This window comes from Pseudomonas chlororaphis subsp. aurantiaca (assembly GCF_013466605.1).
Taxonomy (GTDB): Bacteria; Pseudomonadota; Gammaproteobacteria; order Pseudomonadales; family Pseudomonadaceae; genus Aquipseudomonas; species Aquipseudomonas chlororaphis_I.
This window is the reverse complement of sequence record NZ_CP059162.1, coordinates 5568272-5587401: the sequence shown is the minus strand read 5'-3', so window position 1 is coordinate 5587401 and position 19130 is coordinate 5568272. Positions and strand designations below refer to the sequence as shown.

General features: G+C 64.0%; 16 protein-coding genes and 1 pseudogene. 11 read left to right on the top strand and 6 right to left on the bottom strand.

The genetic code is table 11. The features are described 5' to 3' along the window. The first annotated feature begins 112 nt into the window (after nucleotides 1–112). The 9 genes and pseudogenes from H0I86_RS25460 (at nucleotide 113) to H0I86_RS25420 (ending at nucleotide 10107) form a co-directional block, all read left to right on the top strand. Nucleotides 113–379, top strand: coding sequence for an acyl carrier protein (locus H0I86_RS25460; protein WP_180922618.1), 267 nt, complete (start codon nucleotides 113–115; stop codon nucleotides 377–379). Between the two features lie 3 nt (nucleotides 380–382). Then, nucleotides 383–2995, top strand: coding sequence for an aminotransferase class III-fold pyridoxal phosphate-dependent enzyme (locus tag H0I86_RS25455; protein WP_180922617.1), 2613 nt, complete (start codon nucleotides 383–385; stop codon nucleotides 2993–2995). Nucleotides 2996–3023: 28 nt separating this feature from the next. Then, nucleotides 3024–4160: an acyl-CoA dehydrogenase family protein gene (locus H0I86_RS25450; RefSeq protein ID WP_180922616.1), complete on the top strand. Its 1137-nt coding sequence runs from the start codon at nucleotides 3024–3026 to the stop codon at nucleotides 4158–4160. Nucleotides 4161–4239: 79 nt separating this feature from the next. Then, nucleotides 4240–5544: a fatty acid desaturase gene (locus H0I86_RS25445; protein WP_180922615.1), complete on the top strand. Its 1305-nt coding sequence runs from the start codon at nucleotides 4240–4242 to the stop codon at nucleotides 5542–5544. Then, a complete protein-coding gene (locus H0I86_RS25440; RefSeq protein WP_180922614.1) occupies nucleotides 5541–6572 on the top strand; it encodes a ferredoxin--NADP reductase in 1032 nt (343 codons plus the stop codon). Before H0I86_RS25445 ends, H0I86_RS25440 begins: the two co-directional genes overlap by 4 nt. A gap of 26 nt (nucleotides 6573–6598) precedes the next feature. Then, nucleotides 6599–7555: a fatty acid desaturase family protein gene (locus H0I86_RS25435; RefSeq protein ID WP_180922613.1), complete on the top strand. Its 957-nt coding sequence runs from the start codon at nucleotides 6599–6601 to the stop codon at nucleotides 7553–7555. A gap of 48 nt (nucleotides 7556–7603) precedes the next feature. Continuing rightward, on the top strand, nucleotides 7604–8101 hold the full coding sequence (locus H0I86_RS25430; protein ID WP_009050684.1) for an HIT family protein: 498 nt from the start codon (nucleotides 7604–7606) through the stop codon (nucleotides 8099–8101). Between the two features lie 112 nt (nucleotides 8102–8213). Then, nucleotides 8214–9727 (top strand): annotated as a pseudogene (locus tag H0I86_RS25425) (flavin-containing monooxygenase). Next, nucleotides 9724–10107 (top strand): hypothetical protein, encoded by a 384-nt coding sequence (locus H0I86_RS25420; RefSeq protein WP_180922611.1) that lies wholly within the window; start codon nucleotides 9724–9726, stop codon nucleotides 10105–10107. Before H0I86_RS25425 ends, H0I86_RS25420 begins: the two are co-directional and overlap by 4 nt. Nucleotides 10108–10480: 373 nt before the next feature. Here H0I86_RS25420 and H0I86_RS25415 read toward each other — a convergent pair whose 3' ends face one another. Next, complete coding sequence (locus H0I86_RS25415) at nucleotides 10481–11755, bottom strand: glycoside hydrolase family 68 protein (protein WP_180922610.1); 1275 nt, start codon at nucleotides 11753–11755, stop codon at nucleotides 10481–10483. A 402-nt stretch (nucleotides 11756–12157) separates the two neighbouring features. On the opposite strand from H0I86_RS25415, the gene H0I86_RS25410 reads away from it, so the two are divergent. Further along, a complete protein-coding gene (locus H0I86_RS25410; RefSeq protein ID WP_180922609.1) occupies nucleotides 12158–12979 on the top strand; it encodes an amidohydrolase family protein in 822 nt (273 codons plus the stop codon). 9 nt (nucleotides 12980–12988) lie between these two features. Here the strand turns inward: H0I86_RS25410 and H0I86_RS25405 are convergent, their stop codons facing one another. The 5 genes from H0I86_RS25405 to H0I86_RS25385 form a co-directional block, all read right to left on the bottom strand. Continuing rightward, entirely contained in the window at nucleotides 12989–13228 is a 240-nt protein-coding gene (locus tag H0I86_RS25405) for a hypothetical protein (protein ID WP_023967206.1), read from the bottom strand. Nucleotides 13229–13375: 147 nt separating this feature from the next. Further along, nucleotides 13376–14626, bottom strand: a complete 1251-nt coding sequence (locus H0I86_RS25400; protein WP_180922608.1) for a 2-aminoadipate transaminase — start codon at nucleotides 14624–14626, stop codon at nucleotides 13376–13378. A gap of 123 nt (nucleotides 14627–14749) precedes the next feature. Further along, on the bottom strand, nucleotides 14750–15340 hold the full coding sequence (locus H0I86_RS25395) for a DedA family protein (RefSeq protein ID WP_180922607.1): 591 nt from the start codon (nucleotides 15338–15340) through the stop codon (nucleotides 14750–14752). Between the two features lie 102 nt (nucleotides 15341–15442). Continuing rightward, nucleotides 15443–17383: an alkaline phosphatase D family protein gene (locus tag H0I86_RS25390; RefSeq protein ID WP_180922606.1), complete on the bottom strand. Its 1941-nt coding sequence runs from the start codon at nucleotides 17381–17383 to the stop codon at nucleotides 15443–15445. A 103-nt stretch (nucleotides 17384–17486) separates the two neighbouring features. Next, on the bottom strand, nucleotides 17487–18044 hold the full coding sequence (locus tag H0I86_RS25385; protein WP_180922605.1) for a hypothetical protein: 558 nt from the start codon (nucleotides 18042–18044) through the stop codon (nucleotides 17487–17489). A gap of 196 nt (nucleotides 18045–18240) precedes the next feature. On the opposite strand from H0I86_RS25385, the gene H0I86_RS25380 reads away from it, so the two are divergent. Next, nucleotides 18241–19068: an NYN domain-containing protein gene (locus tag H0I86_RS25380; RefSeq protein WP_180922604.1), complete on the top strand. Its 828-nt coding sequence runs from the start codon at nucleotides 18241–18243 to the stop codon at nucleotides 19066–19068. Nucleotides 19069–19130: the final 62 nt, after the last annotated feature.

Genomic DNA, 19130 nt, shown 5'->3' with positions numbered 1-19130 from the left:
TCAAAACGCGTTTGCATCATGACGCCTGCCCAAGCGTCGATCCCGTGGTTTCACCACGGGTGGCGCGGGCCAACGGCCATGCAAAGGAAGCGAAATACGCTGGGAGGCGACTGTGCACATAGACGAAATAACCTTTGCCGTGACCGAAACCCTGGCCAGCCTGCTGGAAGTCGATTCCGGGTCGCTGGACGTCGAGCGCTCGTTCCATGAGATGGGCGTCGACTCGGTGCTGATCGTCGGTCTGTCCGCCGAGTTCGAAGACCGTTTCGACATCTCCCTGGACCCGGAACTGGCCTACCTGCATGACACCGTGAGCAAGGTCAGCCAGCACCTGTACGGCGTCATCAACCAGGGCGCGCTCGGCGCGGTGGGGAGGTAAGTCATGGCTGACTCGTTGCTCAATATCACCCGCCAGGAACTGCTGGAATTCGTCGGCCTCAACGAGACCGTGGTTCGTGCCCAGGGCACCCGTATCGAAACCGCCAGCGGCCGGACTCTGATCGATTTCGTCGGCCAGTTCGGGGCGGTGCCCTTCGGTTATGGCGCGGCGCCTATCACCGAGGCGATCCACAAATTCCTCGCCAGTGGCCAGGCCTCGCTGGTCCAGCCGCTGATCAACCCCGGCGCCGAAGAACTGGCGCGGCGCCTGATCGAGCTGGCGCCGGGCACCCACTCGAAAGTGACCTTCACCACCAGCGGCGCGGAAACCGTCGAGGCGGCGATCAAGCTGTGCCGCGCCGCGACCCAGCGCGAACTGGTGATCGGCACCCTGACCGGCTTTCACGGCAAGACCCAGGGCGCGGTCGGGGTCACCGGCAAGGCCACTTACCGCGAGCCGTTCCAGATTCGCGCCGAGGGTTTCAGCCATGTGCCCTATGGCGACCTGGAGGCCCTCGAGGAGCAACTGAAAACCCGCCGCGCCGCGGCCTTTTTCATCGAGGCGGTGCAGGGCGAGGCGGGCATGATCACCCCGCCGCCAGGCTACCTGCTGGCGGCGCAGAACCTCTGCCGCCAATACGGCACCCTGTTTGTCCTCGATGAAATCCAGACCGGCCTGGGCCGCACCGGTGAGCTGTTCGCCGCCACCGCCCACGGCCTGGAGCCGGACGTGGTGCTGCTGGCCAAGGCCCTGGGCGGCGGTGTCGCGGCCATTGGCGCGTGCATCTACGGCGAGCAGTGCTGGAGCCGTGATTTCGACCGGCACCACAGCTCCACCTTCGCCGTGAATGGCTTCAGCGCCGCCATCGGCCTGGCCGTGCTCGACCAGCTCACGGCCAACGACGGCGCCCAGCTCAAGCACGCGGCGCAGCAGGGCGCCTACCTGCACGCCGGGCTGTCGCGTCTGGTGCGCGACTATCCCGAGGTGTTCCACAGTCTCGACGGCCGCGGCCTGATGCTCGGCCTGAAATTCCGCCGCTGGAGCGGCGAGCGCCTGTACACCCTGTCCCTGGCCAGCGCCTTCGGCGCCCTGGTGCCGATCGTCTGCGGCTACCTGAAAAGCCGCCATGGCGTGTACTGCCTGCCGACCCTCACCGAAGGCAACGTGCTGCGCATCCAGCCACCGCTGTGCATCGAACGCGCCGACATCGACCTGCTGCTCGAAGGCCTCAAGGCGGTGGCGGAACTGGTGGTGCACAACCAGCAGCATCGCTTGATCCTCGAAGCCCACGGTTATGCCGGGCCACGGGGTGTGCCGAGCCCCTGGGTGGTGCCCGGCAAGCCGCGCAGCAGCGGGCGCTGCCTGGGGCGCTTCGCCTTCCTGCTGCACCCGACCACCGCCGAGAGCGTCAACGGCGACAGCGTGGTGGACGGCCTGGGGCTGTCGGCGGCGGAAAAAACCTTCATGCAGGGCTGGCTCGACGACTTCTCCGAATGGGCCAAGCCCGACCTCGATGCCGGTGTGTCCTATCACGCCCGGCGGGTCTACAACGATGCCGGCGACTACGTCGAAGGCTGGCTGGTCGGCAGCCTGCTGCAACCGCGCGACCTGATGCGCCTGAGCCTGGGCAAGCGGCGCAAGCTGCTGGGCAACTACCTGGACAGCGTCGCCGAGCTGGAGGTGGATTTCGTCGGGCTGGGGGCCTACACCTCGGTGATTTCCAGTGCCGGGATGGATGTCATCAACGAGCGGTTCCACACCACCACCGGCAACAGCCTGACGGCCATGGTCGGTGTCGATGCGCTGCTGAGCACCTGCGCCAATCGGGGCGCGCCGCTGGCCAAGCGCCTGACCGGGGTGATCGGCGCCTACGGTTCGGTGGGCCGCCTGGCCAGCCTGCGCCTGGGGCGTTTCTGCGAGCACCTGGTACTGCTCGGCAATGGGGCCAATCGGGGCGCCATGGACGAGCTGCGGCTGGTGGCCGGCGAGCTGTATCGCGACGCCTTGCTGCAGATCCAGGGCGGCCATAGCAGCGGCATCGCCAAGACCCTGGTGCTGCTCCTGCCGAGCCTGGCCAGCGTCGAGCAACTGCTGGATCGCGACCTCGGCGACGAGGAGCAGTTGCGCGAACTGTTCGACCGCATCGATGCCCTGGCCCAGGGCAAGCCGCAGGTGCAGCCGCCGCTGGTGATTACCGCGGACCTGGGGAGCTGGCTGCCGCGCCTGGAAACCGTGCTCTCGGCCACCTCCAACGGCTCGGCCTTTATCGACCCGCTGGTCCTGCATCAGAACGCGATCATCTGCGACTGCGCGCAGCCGCCGGACATCGGTCACGTCACCCTGGCACTGCGCCCGGACGTCACGGTGATCGAGGGTGGCCTGATCCATCTGCCCGACCGCAGCCAGCGTTTCGGCCAACAGAACCTCACCGGCCTGCCCACGGGCGTGACCTTCAGTTGCCTGGCCGAAACCATGGTCCTGACCATGGCCGGCCTGCAGCGCGACTACAGCATCGGCAAGCGTCCTCCACTGGAGGATGCCGAGGCGATCTTCGACCTGGCCCGAGCCTTCGGTTTCGCCCCCGCGGTGGAGCAGTTGATCGAAAAAGCCGGTTAACCCTGACAACGAGAAAGGAGTCCACACCATGTCGATGCACAACGCCCGCAACGCCACCGAGAAGTACCTGCCGGGCCTGCTCGCCGCCCTCCGGGAGCGTGGCCTGATGGCCCTGGAACAGGCCGACCCGGCCGTGCTCTGCGGGCTGTTTCGCGACTATCGCGCCGCCGGCCTGATCATCCCCGAGACCTACGGCGGCCTCGGCGCCTCGCCGGAGGAAACCGTGGAGATCCTGCGGGCCATCGGTTCGCTGTGCCCGTCCCTGGCGGTGATGATGACCATGCACCACCACACCATCGCCACCATCGTGCAACTGGGCGGGTTGATCCCGGCGGCGGAAGAACTGCTGTGGGGCATCACCCAGAACCAGCTGCTGATCGCCTCGGCCTTCGCCGAGGGCAAGCCGGGCTCGGAGATCTTCAACCGCAGCGTCAAGGCGCGGCCGGTGGAGGGCGGTTTCGTCCTCGACGGCAGCAAGAAGCCCTGCACCATGAGCCACCACATGGATGTGATCGTGGTCGGTGTCGCTTGTGAGCAGGACGGAGGCTGCGTCAGCCAGGGCTTTGCCGTGGTCTTCGCCGATGGCAGCACGGTCACCCGCGAACCCTTCTGGAACGCCACGGTGCTGCGCGCCACCGACAGCAACGAACTGGTGTTCAACGGCGTGTTCGTGCCCAGCGAGCGCATGCTGCTGGCCGACGGCGCCGACAGCGAAGAGGTGGCCGCCACCGCCATGGAAACCTCGCTCAACGGCCTGAGCTGGTTCCAGCTGATGGTCGGCGGCAGCTACCTGGGCGTGGCCTCGGCCCTGGTCGATCGGTTGCTGCGAAAAGCTTTCGCCGACCCCGCGCAACTGGCGCTGCTGTGCATCGAACTGGAGGGTGCCCATCAGGCGCTGCTCGGCACCGCCGGCGAATTGCAGGCGCAACAGGATGCGCCGATGAACACCTACCACAAGGCGCTGTGCACGCGCTTCCTGGTGCAGGCGGCGATCGAGCGTTCGACCAACCTCAGCGTCGAGCTGCTGGGCGGCATGGCTTTCATCGCCTCCGACGAAGTGGCCTATCTGCTGGCGGCCTCCCGGGCGATCTGCTTCCACCCGATCTCCCGCGGCGCCGCCACGCCGTTGCTGGCGCAGTTCCTGCGCGAGTCCTACAGCGCCTGATTCGCCTGCTACCGCAGCCGGAGCTGTGGCGCCCCTGGCGTCGCTCCGGCCTCGGCAACATGCCTAATGGAGTAGAAGCATGAGTAGCGATTTTCTCTATCCGCCGCGCCCGGCCAATGTCGGTCGCGGGTTTCACTGCCTGGCTGTTCCGCTGTTCAGTCTGCTGCTGGTGTTCAACACCGCGGCCATCGTTGTGATTCTGGCCCTGTCGTGCACCTTGCAGGCCGGGCGCCGGATGTTGTCGTGGCTGCCGGGAATGAAGGCCCTGGGCGGCTGGCTGGTGACGAGCTATCACCGCTTGTTGCAGCCACTGGCCGACCGCTTGCTCAAGGACCCGCGGGACGAGCCGATCCTGGCCGCCGCCATCAGCCTGGGCCTGACCGCCGGGCCGGTGTTTATCGCCCAGCTGTGGCTCAAGGAAATCTCCTGGCTGCTGGTGCTGCTGTTCTACGCCTTCGTCTATGGCCCGAACATTCGCGGCTTTGTCCGCTCCTTCAGCGCCATGCATCAGGAAGGCCACGTGCCCGGTGGCATCTTCAAGCGCTCGAGCCTGCTGGATCGCTGGGTCGGCAACTCCTTCCTGTACATGTTCTTCGCCATTCCCATGGGCCTGATTCCCCATGCGGCGGCGCATTTGCAACAGCATCACCGGGAGAACGCCGGGCCGCTGGACGTCTACGCCACGGCGCGCTACGACCATGCCAGCGCCTGGGATTTCGCCGTGTACATGGTGCGCGAGGTGATGTACCAGCAGTTCATGGTTTCACCCTGGCTGTACTTCAAGAGCAAGCACAAGCGCAGCCAGGCCCGGGCCATGGTCATGGGCAACCTGGTGCATGGCGGGCTGTTCGTCGCGCTGGCGTTCTACAGCCTGCCGATCGCCGTGTTCTACATGCTGGTGCCCTGGTGCGCGAGCAACTTCCTGATGGGCGTCATCCACTGGAGCCAGCACGCCTTCTACGGCGGCCAGGAAGACCCCAGGGACTGGATGTACAACACCGTGACCCTGCTGGAAACGCCGGTGAATATCCTCAACGAGGGTTACCACGCCTGCCACCATCACTGGGCCGTCGGCCACTGGTCGGAGAGCCCGGCGCTGTTCGAGCGGCTCAAGCCGGAACTGGCGGCCGCAGGTTCCATGGTGTTTCGCGACCTCAGCGTGTTCGGCCTGTTCGTGCTGCTGATGCTGCGCCGCTTCGATGCGCTGGCAGACAAGCTGGACTGGTGGCAACCGCTGGACCACGCAGAGAAAGTCCGCCTGCTGCAATACCGGGTGCTGCCGGCGCCCATCGCGGCCCATGAGCACGCCCATCGACGGCGCCTCGGCACACCGCACGACGCCCACGAACCCACACCTGCGCACAGCGCCCTGGGCCAGCCATGAACCGTCCCCTGACCTTGAAAGTCGCCGCCATCGAACGGGAAACCGACGACGCGGTGACCATTCACCTCAAGCAGCCGCTGCTGCGCAAAGTTCGCTACAGCGCCGGGCAGTACCTGACCCTGGAGGTCGACGTCGACGGCGCCAAGGGCTGCCGCGCCTATTCCATCAGCAGCACGCCGGGGCTGGACAAGACCCTGTCGATCACCGTCAAGCGAGTGGCCGGCGGCAAGGTCTCCAACCGCCTGGTGCAGGAGTTGAGCGCCGGCGACGCGGTGCAGACCCTCGGCACCCACGGCCGCTTCACCTTCGCCCCGCAGCCGGGCAGGGGCCGGCACCTGGTGCTGCTGGCGGCGGGCAGCGGGATCACGCCGATCTTCTCGATCCTCAAGTCGGCGCTGCACTTCGAGCCGGACTCGCAGGTGTCGCTGATCTACGGCAACCGCAATCGGGAGTCGGTGATCTTCCGCGACAAGCTCGACCAGTTGCGGCAGACCTTCGGCGAGCGTTTGCAACTGGTGCATGTGCTGTCGCGGCCAGACACCCCGGGGGCCCACGAAGGGCGCCTGACCCGGGAGCGGGTGATGGACATTCTCGGCGCGCTGCCCGGCCCGCAGGCCCGCGAATACTACAGCTGCGGCCCCAGCGGCATGATGGACGAGGTGACCGCTGCCCTGGAGGCCCTGGGCATTGCCCCGGAAAACGTGCACCAGGAACGTTTCACCCCGGCCAAGGCGCCAGTGGCCAGCGGCGAGACGGAAAAACGCGTGGAGCTGCTGATGCAGGGCCAGACGTTCAACTTCACCGTTGCCCCAGGCCAGACCCTGCTCGATGCGGCCCTGGCCAGCGGCGTGCAGCCGCCGTTTTCCTGCCGCAGCGGTTTCTGCACCGCCTGCGTCTGCACCCGGTTGACGGGGCAGGTACGCATGCGCGAGGACCATGGGCTGTCGGCGGACGAACTGAACCGAGGCCAGGCACTGTTGTGCGTGGGCTATCCACTGACGGACGACCTGCGCCTGCAAGTCGATTAGCGATACAGACAGAGGAAGGTCAATTCATGAGTCATTCAACCCACCATGCCGCCGAAGACGAGTTGCGGTTGGCCAAGCGCGCCGAACTGCGGGTCGACCGCGAGCGCCAGGCCCAGTTGCAGGCACTGATGCAGCCGCAACCACTGAAGTTCGTGCTCTGGTCGTTGCTGCACGTGCTGGTCTGGTGCGCGGCGGCGCTGTATATCCTGCTCGGCGACAACCCCTGGGCGCTGGCGCTGGCGGTGCTGGTGCTGGGCAACCAGCTGCATGCCTTCACCGTGCTGCAACACGATTGCGGGCATGCCAGCGGCTTTCGTTCGGCGGCGCTGAACCTGTGGGGCGGGCGCTTCATGGCCTGGTTCATCGTGTTTCCGTTTTCCTCCTTCACCGAATGCCACAAGTACCATCACCGCTACCTGGGCGATCCGGACAAGGACCCCGACGACTGGAACTACACCGGCGGGGTGAAGTGGATGTTCCTGCGCATCGCCGTGTTCGTGCCGCGCTTCATCTACTTCTCCCTGGTGCGCTACGGCAAGGCGGTGCGCAACCGGGTGCTGCGCGAGCTGGCGTTCAATCTGCTGTCGATGGCGGCGATCGGCGCCTGGTGCTACAGCCAGGGGCTGATGTTGCAATTCGTGCTGATCTTCATCGTGCCGCTGCTGTTGCTGGCGCTGGTGATCAACCCGATTTCCCGGGGCTACGAGCACTTCCCGATGGCTACCCTGGAGGTTGGCGACCCGCAGCGCCTGGACCTGGCGAAGAACACCGTGACCGTCAGCGACCGGCTGATCGGCCTGCTGTGGGCCAACATCAACTACCACGTCGAGCATCACATCTACCCCGGCGTGCCCTTCGTCAACCTGCCGCGGCTGGCGGCGCTGCTGGACAACAAGCCCTACCTGCGCGACCGCTGGCTGCTGGCGCGGATGTTCGCGCGACGTCCGGTAACAACTTGCGCCGAACCTCGGCGAGCGGCGTGAGCTACATTTACAGCGCCCGAAGGAGCGCCACCCACCGAGGAATCACGGATGACCTGTATTTTCTGCCAGATCGCAGCCGGCGAGTTGCCCAGCGCCCTGGTCTATCGCGACACCCACTGCATGGCCTTCATGGACGTACACCCGCTGGGGCAGGGCCACGTGCTGCTGATCCCGCTGGCCCATGTGGAAAAACTCGAGCAACTGCCCACGGTCATCCGCCAGCACCTGTACCAGGTGTTCGATACCTTGCTGGCCGCCCAGCGCCGCGCCGGCTTCGGGGTGGAAGGCACGCACCTGATCGTCAACGACGGCAAGGCCACCAACCAGCATATCCCCCATGCCCACTTGCACCTGGTGCCGCGGCAAAGGGGCGATGGGCTGGGCTTCGGGATGCGCATGTTCATGCACTTCACCGGGGTGTTCGGCCGCCGCACGCCGCTGCAGACCCTGCGCCGCCAGGCCCTGGTGATCGCCGCCGAACTCGACCCGCAGGCGCTGGAGAACCTGGCGCACCGGACCAGCAGGCTGCACGCCGAGTCAATCTGACCGTCAGGGCCGGCGAGCGGCCCACTCTCGATCCACAGAGGTTCAGAATAAACAGCCGTGCATGCGCTGCGGACGGTCACGCCCGGCGTTTGTGCCGCCAGGAGTCAGGAACATGAGTGCGTTACTTCAGGAGCAGGCCGATCCGGCGCGGGTCTATCGGGTATTGATCATCGGCGCCGGGTTCTCCGGCATCGGCATGGCGATCAATTTGCGCCAGCGCGGCGAGCAGGACTTCCTGATCCTCGAACAGGAAGCCGGTGTCGGTGGCACCTGGTGGGTCAACCAGTACCCCGGCTGTGCCTGCGACATTCCTTCCCACCTCTATTCGTTTTCCTTCGAGCCCAACCCCGACTGGTCGCGACGCTTTTCGCCGCAGCCGGAGATCCGCGATTACCTCAGGCACTGCGCCGACAAGTATCAGGTGCTGCAACACTGCTGCTTCAACACCGCGGTCACCGGCCTGCGCTGGCTGGAAGAGCGCGCCCTGTGGCAAGTGACGGATGCTCATGGCGGCGTGCGTTTTGCCCAGGTGGTGGTGGCCGGCACCGGGGCCTTGTCGACCCCGGATTATCCGCAACTGCCGGGGCTGGAGCGCTTCAAGGGCCGGGTCTTTCATTCCCAGCAGTGGGACCATGAGTACGCCCTGGCCGGCAAGCGGGTCGGGGTGATCGGCACCGGTGCCTCGGCGATCCAGTTCGTGCCGCAGATCCAGCCGCAGGTGGCCAGCCTGGCGGTGTTCCAGCGCACGCCGCCGTGGATCATCCCCAAGCCGGACCGAGCCTTTTCCACGACCGGCCAGCGCCTGCTGCGGCGTTTCCCCGCGATGCAGCGGCTATTGCGCGGGTTGATCTACACCGCCCATGAAACCCGGGTGTTCGGCTTTGTGTTCAACCCGCGGCTGATGGCCTTGCACAAATGGTTGGCGCTCAACCTGCTGCGGCGCCAGGTCAAGGACCCGGAACTGCGCCGGCGCCTGACCCCGGACTACGCCATCGGCTGCAAGCGCATCCTGCTGTCCAACGATTACTTCCCGGCCCTGGCCCAGGCCAACACCCGGCTGGTCACCAGCGGCATCCGCGAAGTCACCGAGGACGCGCTGATCACCGTCGACGGCCAGCGCCATGCCCTGGATGCGCTGATCTTCGGCACTGGCTTCAGGGCGCGCACACCGTTCCCCGCGGGGATGATCCTCGGGCGCGGCGGGGTGGATATCGTCGATACCTGGCAGCAGGGCAGCGAAGCCTACAAGGGCACCACGGTCAGCGGCTTCCCCAATCTGTTTCTGCTGATGGGCCCCAACACCGGCCTGGGGCACAACTCCATCGTCTACATGATCGAGTCGCAGATCGCCTACATCCTCGGTGCCCTGGACACCCTGCAACGCCTGGGCGTGACCAGCGTCGATGTCGATCCGCAGGCCCAGGCGCGCTTCAACCAGGGCCTGCGCCACAGGCTGCGCGGCGCGGTGTGGAGCGTCGGCAGTTGCCAGAGCTGGTATGTGGACCCTCACAGCGGGCGCAACGTCGCCCTGTGGCCGGGGTTCAGCTGGCAGTTCCGCCAGCAGACCCGTTATTTCGATGCCGAGGCCTATCGCCTCACATCGCACCTCAAGGAGTAAAACCATGAGCCATCCGGGCAAGAGCGTGTTTCTGTTCGGCCTGTACATGTTGTTGCTGGGCGCCGCGCTGGTGCTGGCGCCCAACCTGCTGCTGCCGTTGTTCGGTTTCGCCCTGACCGACGAGGTGTGGATACGGGTGATGGGCCAGCTGGCGCTGTACCTGGGGGTCTATTACGTCTGGGCCGGCTACACCGAGCGGCGCGAATTCATGGTCCTGACCGTGGCGATTCGTTTGTCGGTGCCGGTGTTTTTTGCCGCGTTCGTCGCCGCCGGGCTGATATCGCCGGTGCTGTTGCTGCTGGCCTTGCCGGACCTGTGCAGCGCGCTCTGGACCTGGCGTGCGCTGAAAGCCCAGACGGCTTCACGCCAGCCATTGGGTCATGCCTGAACCCTTCCGTCTTGCGCTGACTTACCCCGCCAACTAACCCTGGCGGGGGCGCCCATGCGGCGTGCCACTGAAAATGGAACGGGTGCGTACCCGGGGGTGGAACAAGGTCAAGACCGGGAGCTGACCCTGGGAAGGCCGTCAACAATGCTGGTCGAGGAGGAAAGGAGGGGAAAGGAGGGGGGCTGCTGCGATTTCCGCAAGCAGGAGCAGAACTGGCTACATCCGTGTAGCCAGTTGCGAAGGGTCGGTACTACGCATTGTTCAATGAAGCTCCTGAGCAAAGTCGCAGTGAGCCAGGCGGGATATCTCGATCATATCCACAACGGGGTCTTCATCGAACTCGAGCCCGCTGCCTGAGCGCCCTGTGTCGCTATTACTTGAGCGTTACATCGAGCATCGGCGGGATGTAACCGTAGTCGTACTCGGCCACCACGAACGTCTGCTGCCCTTTGATCCTGATCTCCACCGTCGGTGCTTCGGTACCGCCGATACGAATCTGCGTGCCGCTTTCGTCGGTCGGTACGCTGTCGATAAAGGAGGTCACCAGGCCGTTGGGCATCACACAGTGCGAGTAGGTCTGGAACGGCTGGGAGGACGGGTTGCCCAGCACCAGGCCGGAACCGTTCAACGGCACGTAGGGACCGAACAGCGAATCGGCGACAAAACCGTACACCCCGTCCGGCCCGGTCACACCGTCGGCATAGGTGAAGGTGTGGCTGATGGTGAACAGGTAGTACTTGCCGTCCTGGAACACGAAGTGCGGGCGTTCGGTCTGGTCGTTGACGCCGACCGCGGTCAGCAGCGGCGGCAGCATTTCCCAGTCGTCGCCGTCTTCGTCGCGGGCCACGGCGATACCGACACAGGCGGTCTGGAAACGGGAGTTGCCGACGTCTTCATAACCTGGCGGCACATCGCCGATTTCCGCTTTCCCGACCTTGTGCGAGCCGCGTTCGCCGGCCACGTTGCCTTCGAACAGCATGTACAGCTTGCCGTCGTTGGGGTCGCGGAACGGCCATGGATCGCGGAAGCCCCAGAAGGGGTTCTGCGCTTCGGTCTGGTACATCTTGCCGTCGGCCTCGAACAGCGGCTTGACCTTCTCGAAGCCGACCATGCTGACGCCATGCTCGGTCGTCACCACCCGGCCACGCACCTTGACGATGGTCGCGCCCGGAGTGACGGCGGTGTAATACAGGTCCACGTCACCTTGTTCGTTCAACAGGATCGGCGTGCCGGCCCATTCGCGAGCCGTCGGCGAAACGCCTTCGGCCATTACCCGGCCACCGAGTTTCCAGTCCTTGCCGGTACGGGAGAACCAGTAGTACATCTTTGCCCGGCCGTGGCGGTCGTTCCAGTCGCGGGTGATGTCGTAGTTGCCGTTTTCGTCGATGTACTCCGGGTCGTTCGGATGACGATCCGCGGTCAGGGTGAAGATCACCGACCAGCCATCGACGGAGGTTATGTTTCCGTCCAGGTCGCGCAGCGGCATGGTGTCCCAGATGAACACCTCGTTGCTCAATACCGGGAAATCCGCGCTGACCAGTGGCTGGGTTGTGGTGGGATCGTCCGCATGGACTTTCAGCGCATCGGCCCGGGTCCAGAGGCTGGGTTGATGGGGTGCCTTGCCGAATTTTTCAGTGTTGCTTTTCATAGGTAATACCTCGTCCGTGAATGGATTTGCTTATCAAGAATACTGTATGTGAATACAGTGACTTCACCTTAAGCGAGGCGATTTTTCGGGTCAAGGGTAAATTTGCATTTATGCATAATTGCTGTTTTTACTGAGGCTGATACGTTTCAGCTGGTTGTGTTTCCAGAAGTTTGTTTTTCGGCCTGATCAGCGACGATGCCAGCAAAATGCACGCTTGGAACCGCTGGTCGGTCTGGGGGCCGGGAAGAGGAAAGAAAGGAGGCGCAACAAGGTGAAGGGCGGGAGTCGAGCCTGGGCGGATCGGTCAATGCCGCCGAGCGTTGCGAACATTGTGGCTGTCTGGGCGCGGACGTAGCCTGAGCCCTCGTCGCCTGAATCACGGTCAGCAGAGGGGATAGGTCAATGAAGGGAGCCATCGACGCATGGGCACAACCGGCCAACGGCCGGGCGCGGCAGTTGCTGCCGGAAGTGGCGCGGCTGTTCGAAAAGTCAGGTTCCGCGCATTTGCTGGACCAGCCGCTGAGCATCGAGCGGACCGTCGAGCTGATGGACCAGGCCGGGGTGGAGAAGCTGATGCTGGCGGCCTGGTGCCGGCCGGAGCGCTGGGTGTTCAGCAACGATGAAATCGCCGCCTACACCCGGGCTTATCCCAAGCGTTTTGTCGGCGTGGCCACGGTGGACCTGAGCCGGCCGATGGCGGCGTTGGCCGAGCTGGAACGGGCGGTGGGCGAGCTGGGCTGCAAGGCCCTGCGCATCGTGCCCTGGCTGTGGAAACTGCCGCCCAACCACCGCCTGTACTACCCGCTGTACGCCAAGTGCGTGGAGCTGGGCATTGCCTTCTGCACCCAGGTCGGCCACACCGGCCCGCTGATGCCTTCGGAAACCGGGAGGCCGGTGCCCTATCTGGATGAGGTGGCTCTGGACTTCCCGGAACTGCAAATCGTCGCCGGGCACATCGGCCACCCCTGGACCGACGAGATGATTGGCCTGGCCTGGAAGCACGACAATATCTACATCGACACCTCGGCCTACCTGCCGGCCTATTACCCGCCGCAGTTGCTGCATTTCATGCGCACCTACGGGCAGGACAAAGTGCTGTTCGGCAGCAATTTCCCGCAGTTGCCGTTCGACAAATGCATGCAGCAGGTCCAGGCCCTGGAGCTGCCGGAGCCGGTACGGGACAAGTTCCTGCACGGCAATGCGCGGCGGGTATTCGGCTTGTAACGCAGCGCCTCAGGCGTGGTCCTGGTAGCGGCGTCGGCTGAAAAACAGTGAGCTGCCCATGGTCACCAGCGCCACGGCGGCCAGCCCGGTATCGATATCGCCCAACATGGGGGGCAAGAACAGTATCCACAGCAGCCCGGCGAGGCCCATGGCCAAGCCTGTCCATTTCCTCAGCGGGTAAGGCTTCATCCAGTAGTACAGCGGCATCAGCAGCAGGTATAGCAGTAGAAAGGGGATGTACTGCTTCATGAGTCTTGCTCGCCGCGGTCGAAGTTCGCTGGGCTGGCGGCCGTGGGCCGCTCTCTGTAGCTGGGACACATCATGTTGCGCTTCCTTGTCGATGGCATGAGGCGCGCCAGTGTCCATGGAGAGCGGCTTTTGCGCAAACATCTGGTGTTATGCCAACCGCGCCAGGCAGTCCTCCAGAATATCCAGCCCTTCTTCCAGCACCTCGAGTTCAATGGTCAGCGGCGCCAGCAGGCGGACGATGTGCCGCGATTTGCCGCTGGGCATCAACAGCAGGCCGGCGTCCCGCGCGGCGCTGAGCAGTGCGCTCAGTTGCTCCGGGGCCGGCGAGCCGTCGGCCTTGACCAGTTCGATGCCACGCATGGCGCCGACCCCGGTCAGGCGCCCGAGATAGGGTGTCAGGCGCTCGGCCCGCCAGCGCTGGAAGCGGCTGACGATGGCTTGCTCCTGGCGCTCGCCCCAGGTTTGCAGGTTGAGGTCGCTCATCTCGTCCAGGGTCGCCAGGGCCGCCGCGCAGGCAATGGGGTTGCCGGAATAGGTGCCGCCCAGGCCGCCCTTGGGCAGGTTGTCCAGCAGCGCCTTGCGCCCGACCACCGCGCCCAACGGCACACCGCCACCGATGCTTTTGCCCAGCAGCACCAGGTCCGGCTCGATCCCCAGCCGGGTGAAGGCGAAGCGCTGGCCGGTGCGACCGAAGCCGGACTGGATTTCATCGGCAATCAGCAGGATGCCTTGCTCATCGCAGAAGCGCCGCAGGGCGCGGGCGAACTCGACGTCCAGGGCCAGGAAACCGGCCTCGCCCTGCACCGGCTCGACGATGAAGCAGGCCACTTCGGCAACGTCGACTTCCACGCTGAACAGCCGGTCCATGGCCTTCAGCGCCTCCTCGCAGGTCATGCCGTTGTCCGCGCTCGGGTAGGGCAGGTGATACACCGGACCAGGCAGCACGCCGATCTTTTGCTTGTAGGGCGCGACCTTGCCATTGAGGTTGAGGGTGGCCAGGGTGCGGCCATGGAAGCCGCCGTCGAAGGCGATCACCGCGGTGCGCCCGGTGGCGCCACGGACGATCTTCAAGGCGTTCTCCGCCGCCTCCGCGCCGCTGTTGGTGAGCATGCCGCTGACCGGGTAACTCAAGGGCATGAAACGCGCCAGCCGCTCCATGAACTCGACATAGGGCCCGTGGGGCGCCGCGTTGAACGCGTAGTGGGTCAGCCGGGTGGCCTGCTGCTGAATCGCCGCCACCACCCGCGGATGGCAATGCCCCAGGTTGAGCACGCCGATCCCGCCGACGAAATCGATGTAGCGCTTGCCGTTCTCGTCCCACACCTCGGCATTCTTGCCATGGCTCAGGCGGATGGGGTGAACAATGGAAATCGACTGGCTGATGCTTTCGCTGCTCATGGGCTAAGGGCTCTGGCTACCTGGAACATGGCGGCTATCTAAGCCAAGAGCGAGGCCGCGTCGCAAACGAAATAAAGTGCGGGGGTCAGTATGAAAATTCTGGATGTCGGGAGGAGGGCTGGATCAGTCGTTCAGCGGCGCAATGTTCCTGGCTCTGGCCCGGCGCTGGCGCAGCAGTGCGACCGCCACTACCAGCACCACGACACCGAGGACAATCGGCAGGCGATAGGGCTTCAAATCGCCGAACAGATGTTCCAGCGCATCGCCGGCCCAGTAGCCGCCGCAGACGAACAGCGTGGCCCAGAGCACAGCGCCGAGCATGTTCAGCAAAGTGAAGCGCAGCGGCGACAGGCCGCTGGCGCCGATCACCACCGGGCCGACCCAGCGCATGCCATACATGAAACGCACCGCCAGCACCGAGGTCGAGGGATAACGCCGGATCAACCCGGTCACCCGCTCGATGGCGGCCTGCTGGCCCTTCAGGCGCGGCAACAAACGCCCGCCGAAATGCCGACCGCTCCAGAACAGCAACTGGTCGCCGAACATCCCGCTGACCGTCGCCACGGCAATCACCGCCCACAGGTCCAGCACCTGCTGATGCGCCGCCATGCCACCCAGGATCAGCACGGTTTCGCCTTCCAGCAGGCAGCCGAGGACAATCACCCAATAGCCATAGGTCGCAAGCAGGGCGTGCAGGTCGAGGTGTTCGAACATGGGGATGAAGGGGCCTTTGAAGAGCTGATTGGATGGTGCGATCAACCTGTTGAACCATAGCGCGTCCGAACGAATCCGTTGTCACGAAGCGCACGGCGGGGTTCAGTCCTCATCCGGCGCCAGCATCCGGGTTTTCGGCGCGCCATTGGCGTTGTGCTGGTAGATCTCCCGGGGCTGGCCCTGGTCGTTGAAGAACACCTGGCCAATGCCCGCCGAGTTCCACAGTCGCTCGCCGGCCTCGCGATGTTCGGGGCTGTAGGGCACCACTCGCATCAGCCGGCGGCGGGTGAACCAGTTCAAGGGTGAGCGCGGCGAATACAGCCAGCGGTTGAGGCGGTCGAACCATTCCAGCAGGGTGGGCGGGAACTCGTTCTTGATGCCGCTGCTGGTGATCTGCCAGATCTTCGGGCCGCCCTTGCGGTGGCGGATCAGCACTTCGTAGACGAAGGAATAATGCACGTCGCCGGAGAGGATCACGTAGTTACCCGGGGTGCGCGAGTGGCGGAAGATATTCAGGATCACCTGGGCCGCGCCGCGGTGGGCCATCCAGTTTTCCGCGTCCACCAGCAGCGGGTGACCGCACCAGCTGAAGACCTTCTGCACCGTCTCGATCAGCTTGACGCCGAACACCGGTGCCGGTGACACGATGATCGCCGACGGGTGATCCAGCAGTTCATGTTGCAACTCGCTCAGGGCTTCCCAGTCGAGCAGGCCCGAGGGCTGCGACAGGTTGAACTCGCTGCGCCAGCGCCGGGTGCGGGTGTCCAGCACCACCAGCGCCGGGGTGGTGGGCAGCGTGTATTGCCATTGCTGGAAGCGCAGCAGTTCGTCGATCAAGGTGTCCTGGATGGTGCTGTCGAGGTAGAGCGCATCGCCCTGGGCCTCGGCGCTCAGGGCGCGAGTGTGTTGCAGCGGCGTGGCGAAGGCATCCGGGTTGTTGCCCCAGCCCTGGCACAGCATGTAGGCGATCAGCGCATTGCCAATGATGCGTTTGGAAAACGGGTGGCCGTAGGCGGTTTCTTCCCACTGGGCGCTGAGGTTCCAGTCGTCGGTGATGTCGTGGTCGTCGAAGATCATCAGGCTCGGCAGGTGGGCGAATACCCGCGCCACGCCACCCAGGCCCTTGGCGAAAGCCTCGATCCGCCGTTGCTCGCGCTGGTAGCGCTGTTGCTCCTTGGTTGCGAGCTGCGGCGGGCGTGGGTCGATCAAACTCCAGGGCACCGGCGACCAGACCAGCAGGTACATGGCCATGACCTCGGCGAAGGTCACCAGGTGGTTGTCGGCGCTGCTGCTGGTGAAGATCGGTTTTTTCACCCCGCCGAAAAAACGTTCGCGCAGGGTTTCGTTGCTTTTCAGCGCCGGCAGCAATTCGGCGCGTTGGTAATAGCTGGCGCGATGTCGGTAAAGCGCGGCACTGTCGCTGACCACCGCGCCTTCCAGATGCTCGCCGAACAAGCCCAGGCGCTCGATCAATGCATGAATCGCCCGCAACATCGGCCCGGCCACGTCGTCGGCATAGACCTGGTCGCCGGTCATCAGCAATAGGGCAGGGCGTTGCTGTGGATCAGGTGTTTCCGCCAACAGGCGATCGACGCAGAGCAAACCCTCGTCCGCCGAATGATGGGGCTTGCGGCAGGAGCCGTGGACCAACTGCTGGATGCGGCTGTGCAGGACGAAATCCGGCTGCTGCTTTTGCCCATAGAGCAAATGCGGCGCCCACTCGGCGATACCCGAACTTGAGCCATTCGCCTGGGCGATCAGTACGTCGTAGTCGATGGGCACATCGCAGGGCAGGGCGCTGTCCAGCGGCAGGTCGATCAGGTGGATAAAGGCGTGTTGGCCTACCGGGATCACCTGGCACTGCTCGGCGGTGAGCGGGTAGTCGCGGCTTTCCGCGTCGCTGCCAGCCTGCAAGCGCAACGTCAGCTCCAGCGCCCGAGAGCCCACCAGCCACAACACCAGTCGCGTGGGTTCCAGGCGGCGCAGCAGAGGGCCGGCCAGCACAGGGGGAGGGGGGAGTGTCGCTGGAGGCGCTGATTGCATGCGTTAAGGTTTCGGAAAAAATTGAGCCGGGATCATATAGCAGAGGATGTAGAAGTTTTGTCAGTACGAGACGAAAGAGGAGTACTCATCCTCGCTCGGGGCTTCAGTGCTTCTTCTTTTTGGGCGACGTGCTGGAGCTTTTGAACAAGGTGAATCCATGTGGGTTTCTGTAGCGGCCAGCATAAGAATCAAATGCCTTTCGTACGGACTTCTTGGTCTTGAAAAGCTTGTGATAGTAGATGTGTGCAAACAAGGCTGCGTTATAGAAGCTGGGTGAGCCTGTTGGGGCTATATAGTTTTTGCAGCCAAGCTCCTTGGTGAGAAGCCTGGCAAAAGATCGTGAACCTGATTGACAGGCAGTACTGACGATAGTGGTGCCTTTCAGGGCTATGGAGCTCTCTCTCAGCTTTGCATGCGAGCCCTCTCCATCATGTGTCCACCATCCTGCGAAGCGCTTTTTTTTCGTCACTGCGCCATGGGTCGCTATATGCACGTGGGTCATTTCAGTCTGAGTCAGGGCCTTGAGAAGCTGCTTAATCGACTTCACACGGATCAATTTGGATTTGACCTGCATCAGGTTGAATATTTCTTTGAGGACCTTTCCCTCTGATCCGGGATCGTCCTCACAGACGCACTCGATGATGCAAACGCCTTTGGTCATCTTCAGGGCTCTTTAAATGGGCAGTGGGCGAGTGTAAGGGAATGCCCGGCTAGCTGGCGGTGGACGATACGATGGCAAAATAGTAGCTTTTATCCCCGGCCCATTGCTAACGGTCCTTCCAGGCCGTTGCTTCCCAGGCTTTCATGCTCGTTAAGGCAGACGCTCTACTCCAGTCGCCAGCTCACAAGGATGAACCATGGCCATCAAATCCACGCATTCCAACCAGCAAAAACACCTCGCCGTGCTTATCGACGCCGACAACGCCCAGGCGTCGATTGTCGAGGCGCTGTTCGAGGAAATCGCCAAGTACGGCATCGCCAGTGTGAAACGCATGTACGGCGACTGGACCGGGCCGCAGTTGGGTGGCTGGAAGAAGCTGATGCTGGAGCATTCGATCCAGCCCATCCAGCAGTTCTCCTACACCAAGGGCAAGAACTCCACTGACAGTTCGTTGATCATTGACGCCATGGACCTGCTTTATACCCGGCGTTTCGATGGTTTCTGCCTGGTATCCAGCGACAGCGATTTCACGCGCCTGGCCGGGCGCCTGCGCGAGGAAGGCATGACGGTATACGGCTTCGGCGAAGAGAAAACGCCCAAGCCCTTTGTCGTGGCCTGCGACAAGTTTATCTACACCGAAATTCTCCGGGCCCAGGACGTCACTGAGTCCGCCGCCCAGGGCGACAAGGCCCAGGCTACCCCCGATGCCGTTGAGGAGCCGGGTAAACAACCAGCTTCCTCAGTCTCCAGCCGACCGGCAAAAGTACCAGTGGAGTTCATCGCCAAGATTCTCGATGACATCGCCGAAGAGGACGGCTGGGCGCCCTTGGCCATGTTGGGCACCACCATCAGCAAGGTGCGTCCCGCATTCGACTCCCGGCTGTACGGGCACACCAAACTCAGCGGCCTGATCCGAAGCCAGAGCAAATGGTTTGACCTGGACTCCCGTGGCGGCTCGCCCACCGGTGGGGCGGTGTTGTACGTGCGCAACAAGAATAGAGCCCCCGACCAGCAGGCGCGCTGAGCTGGCTGGCCACGACCGATCCTGAAGCGCCTGAGTTCTTGAGCCTCTATGTAAGTCAGAGC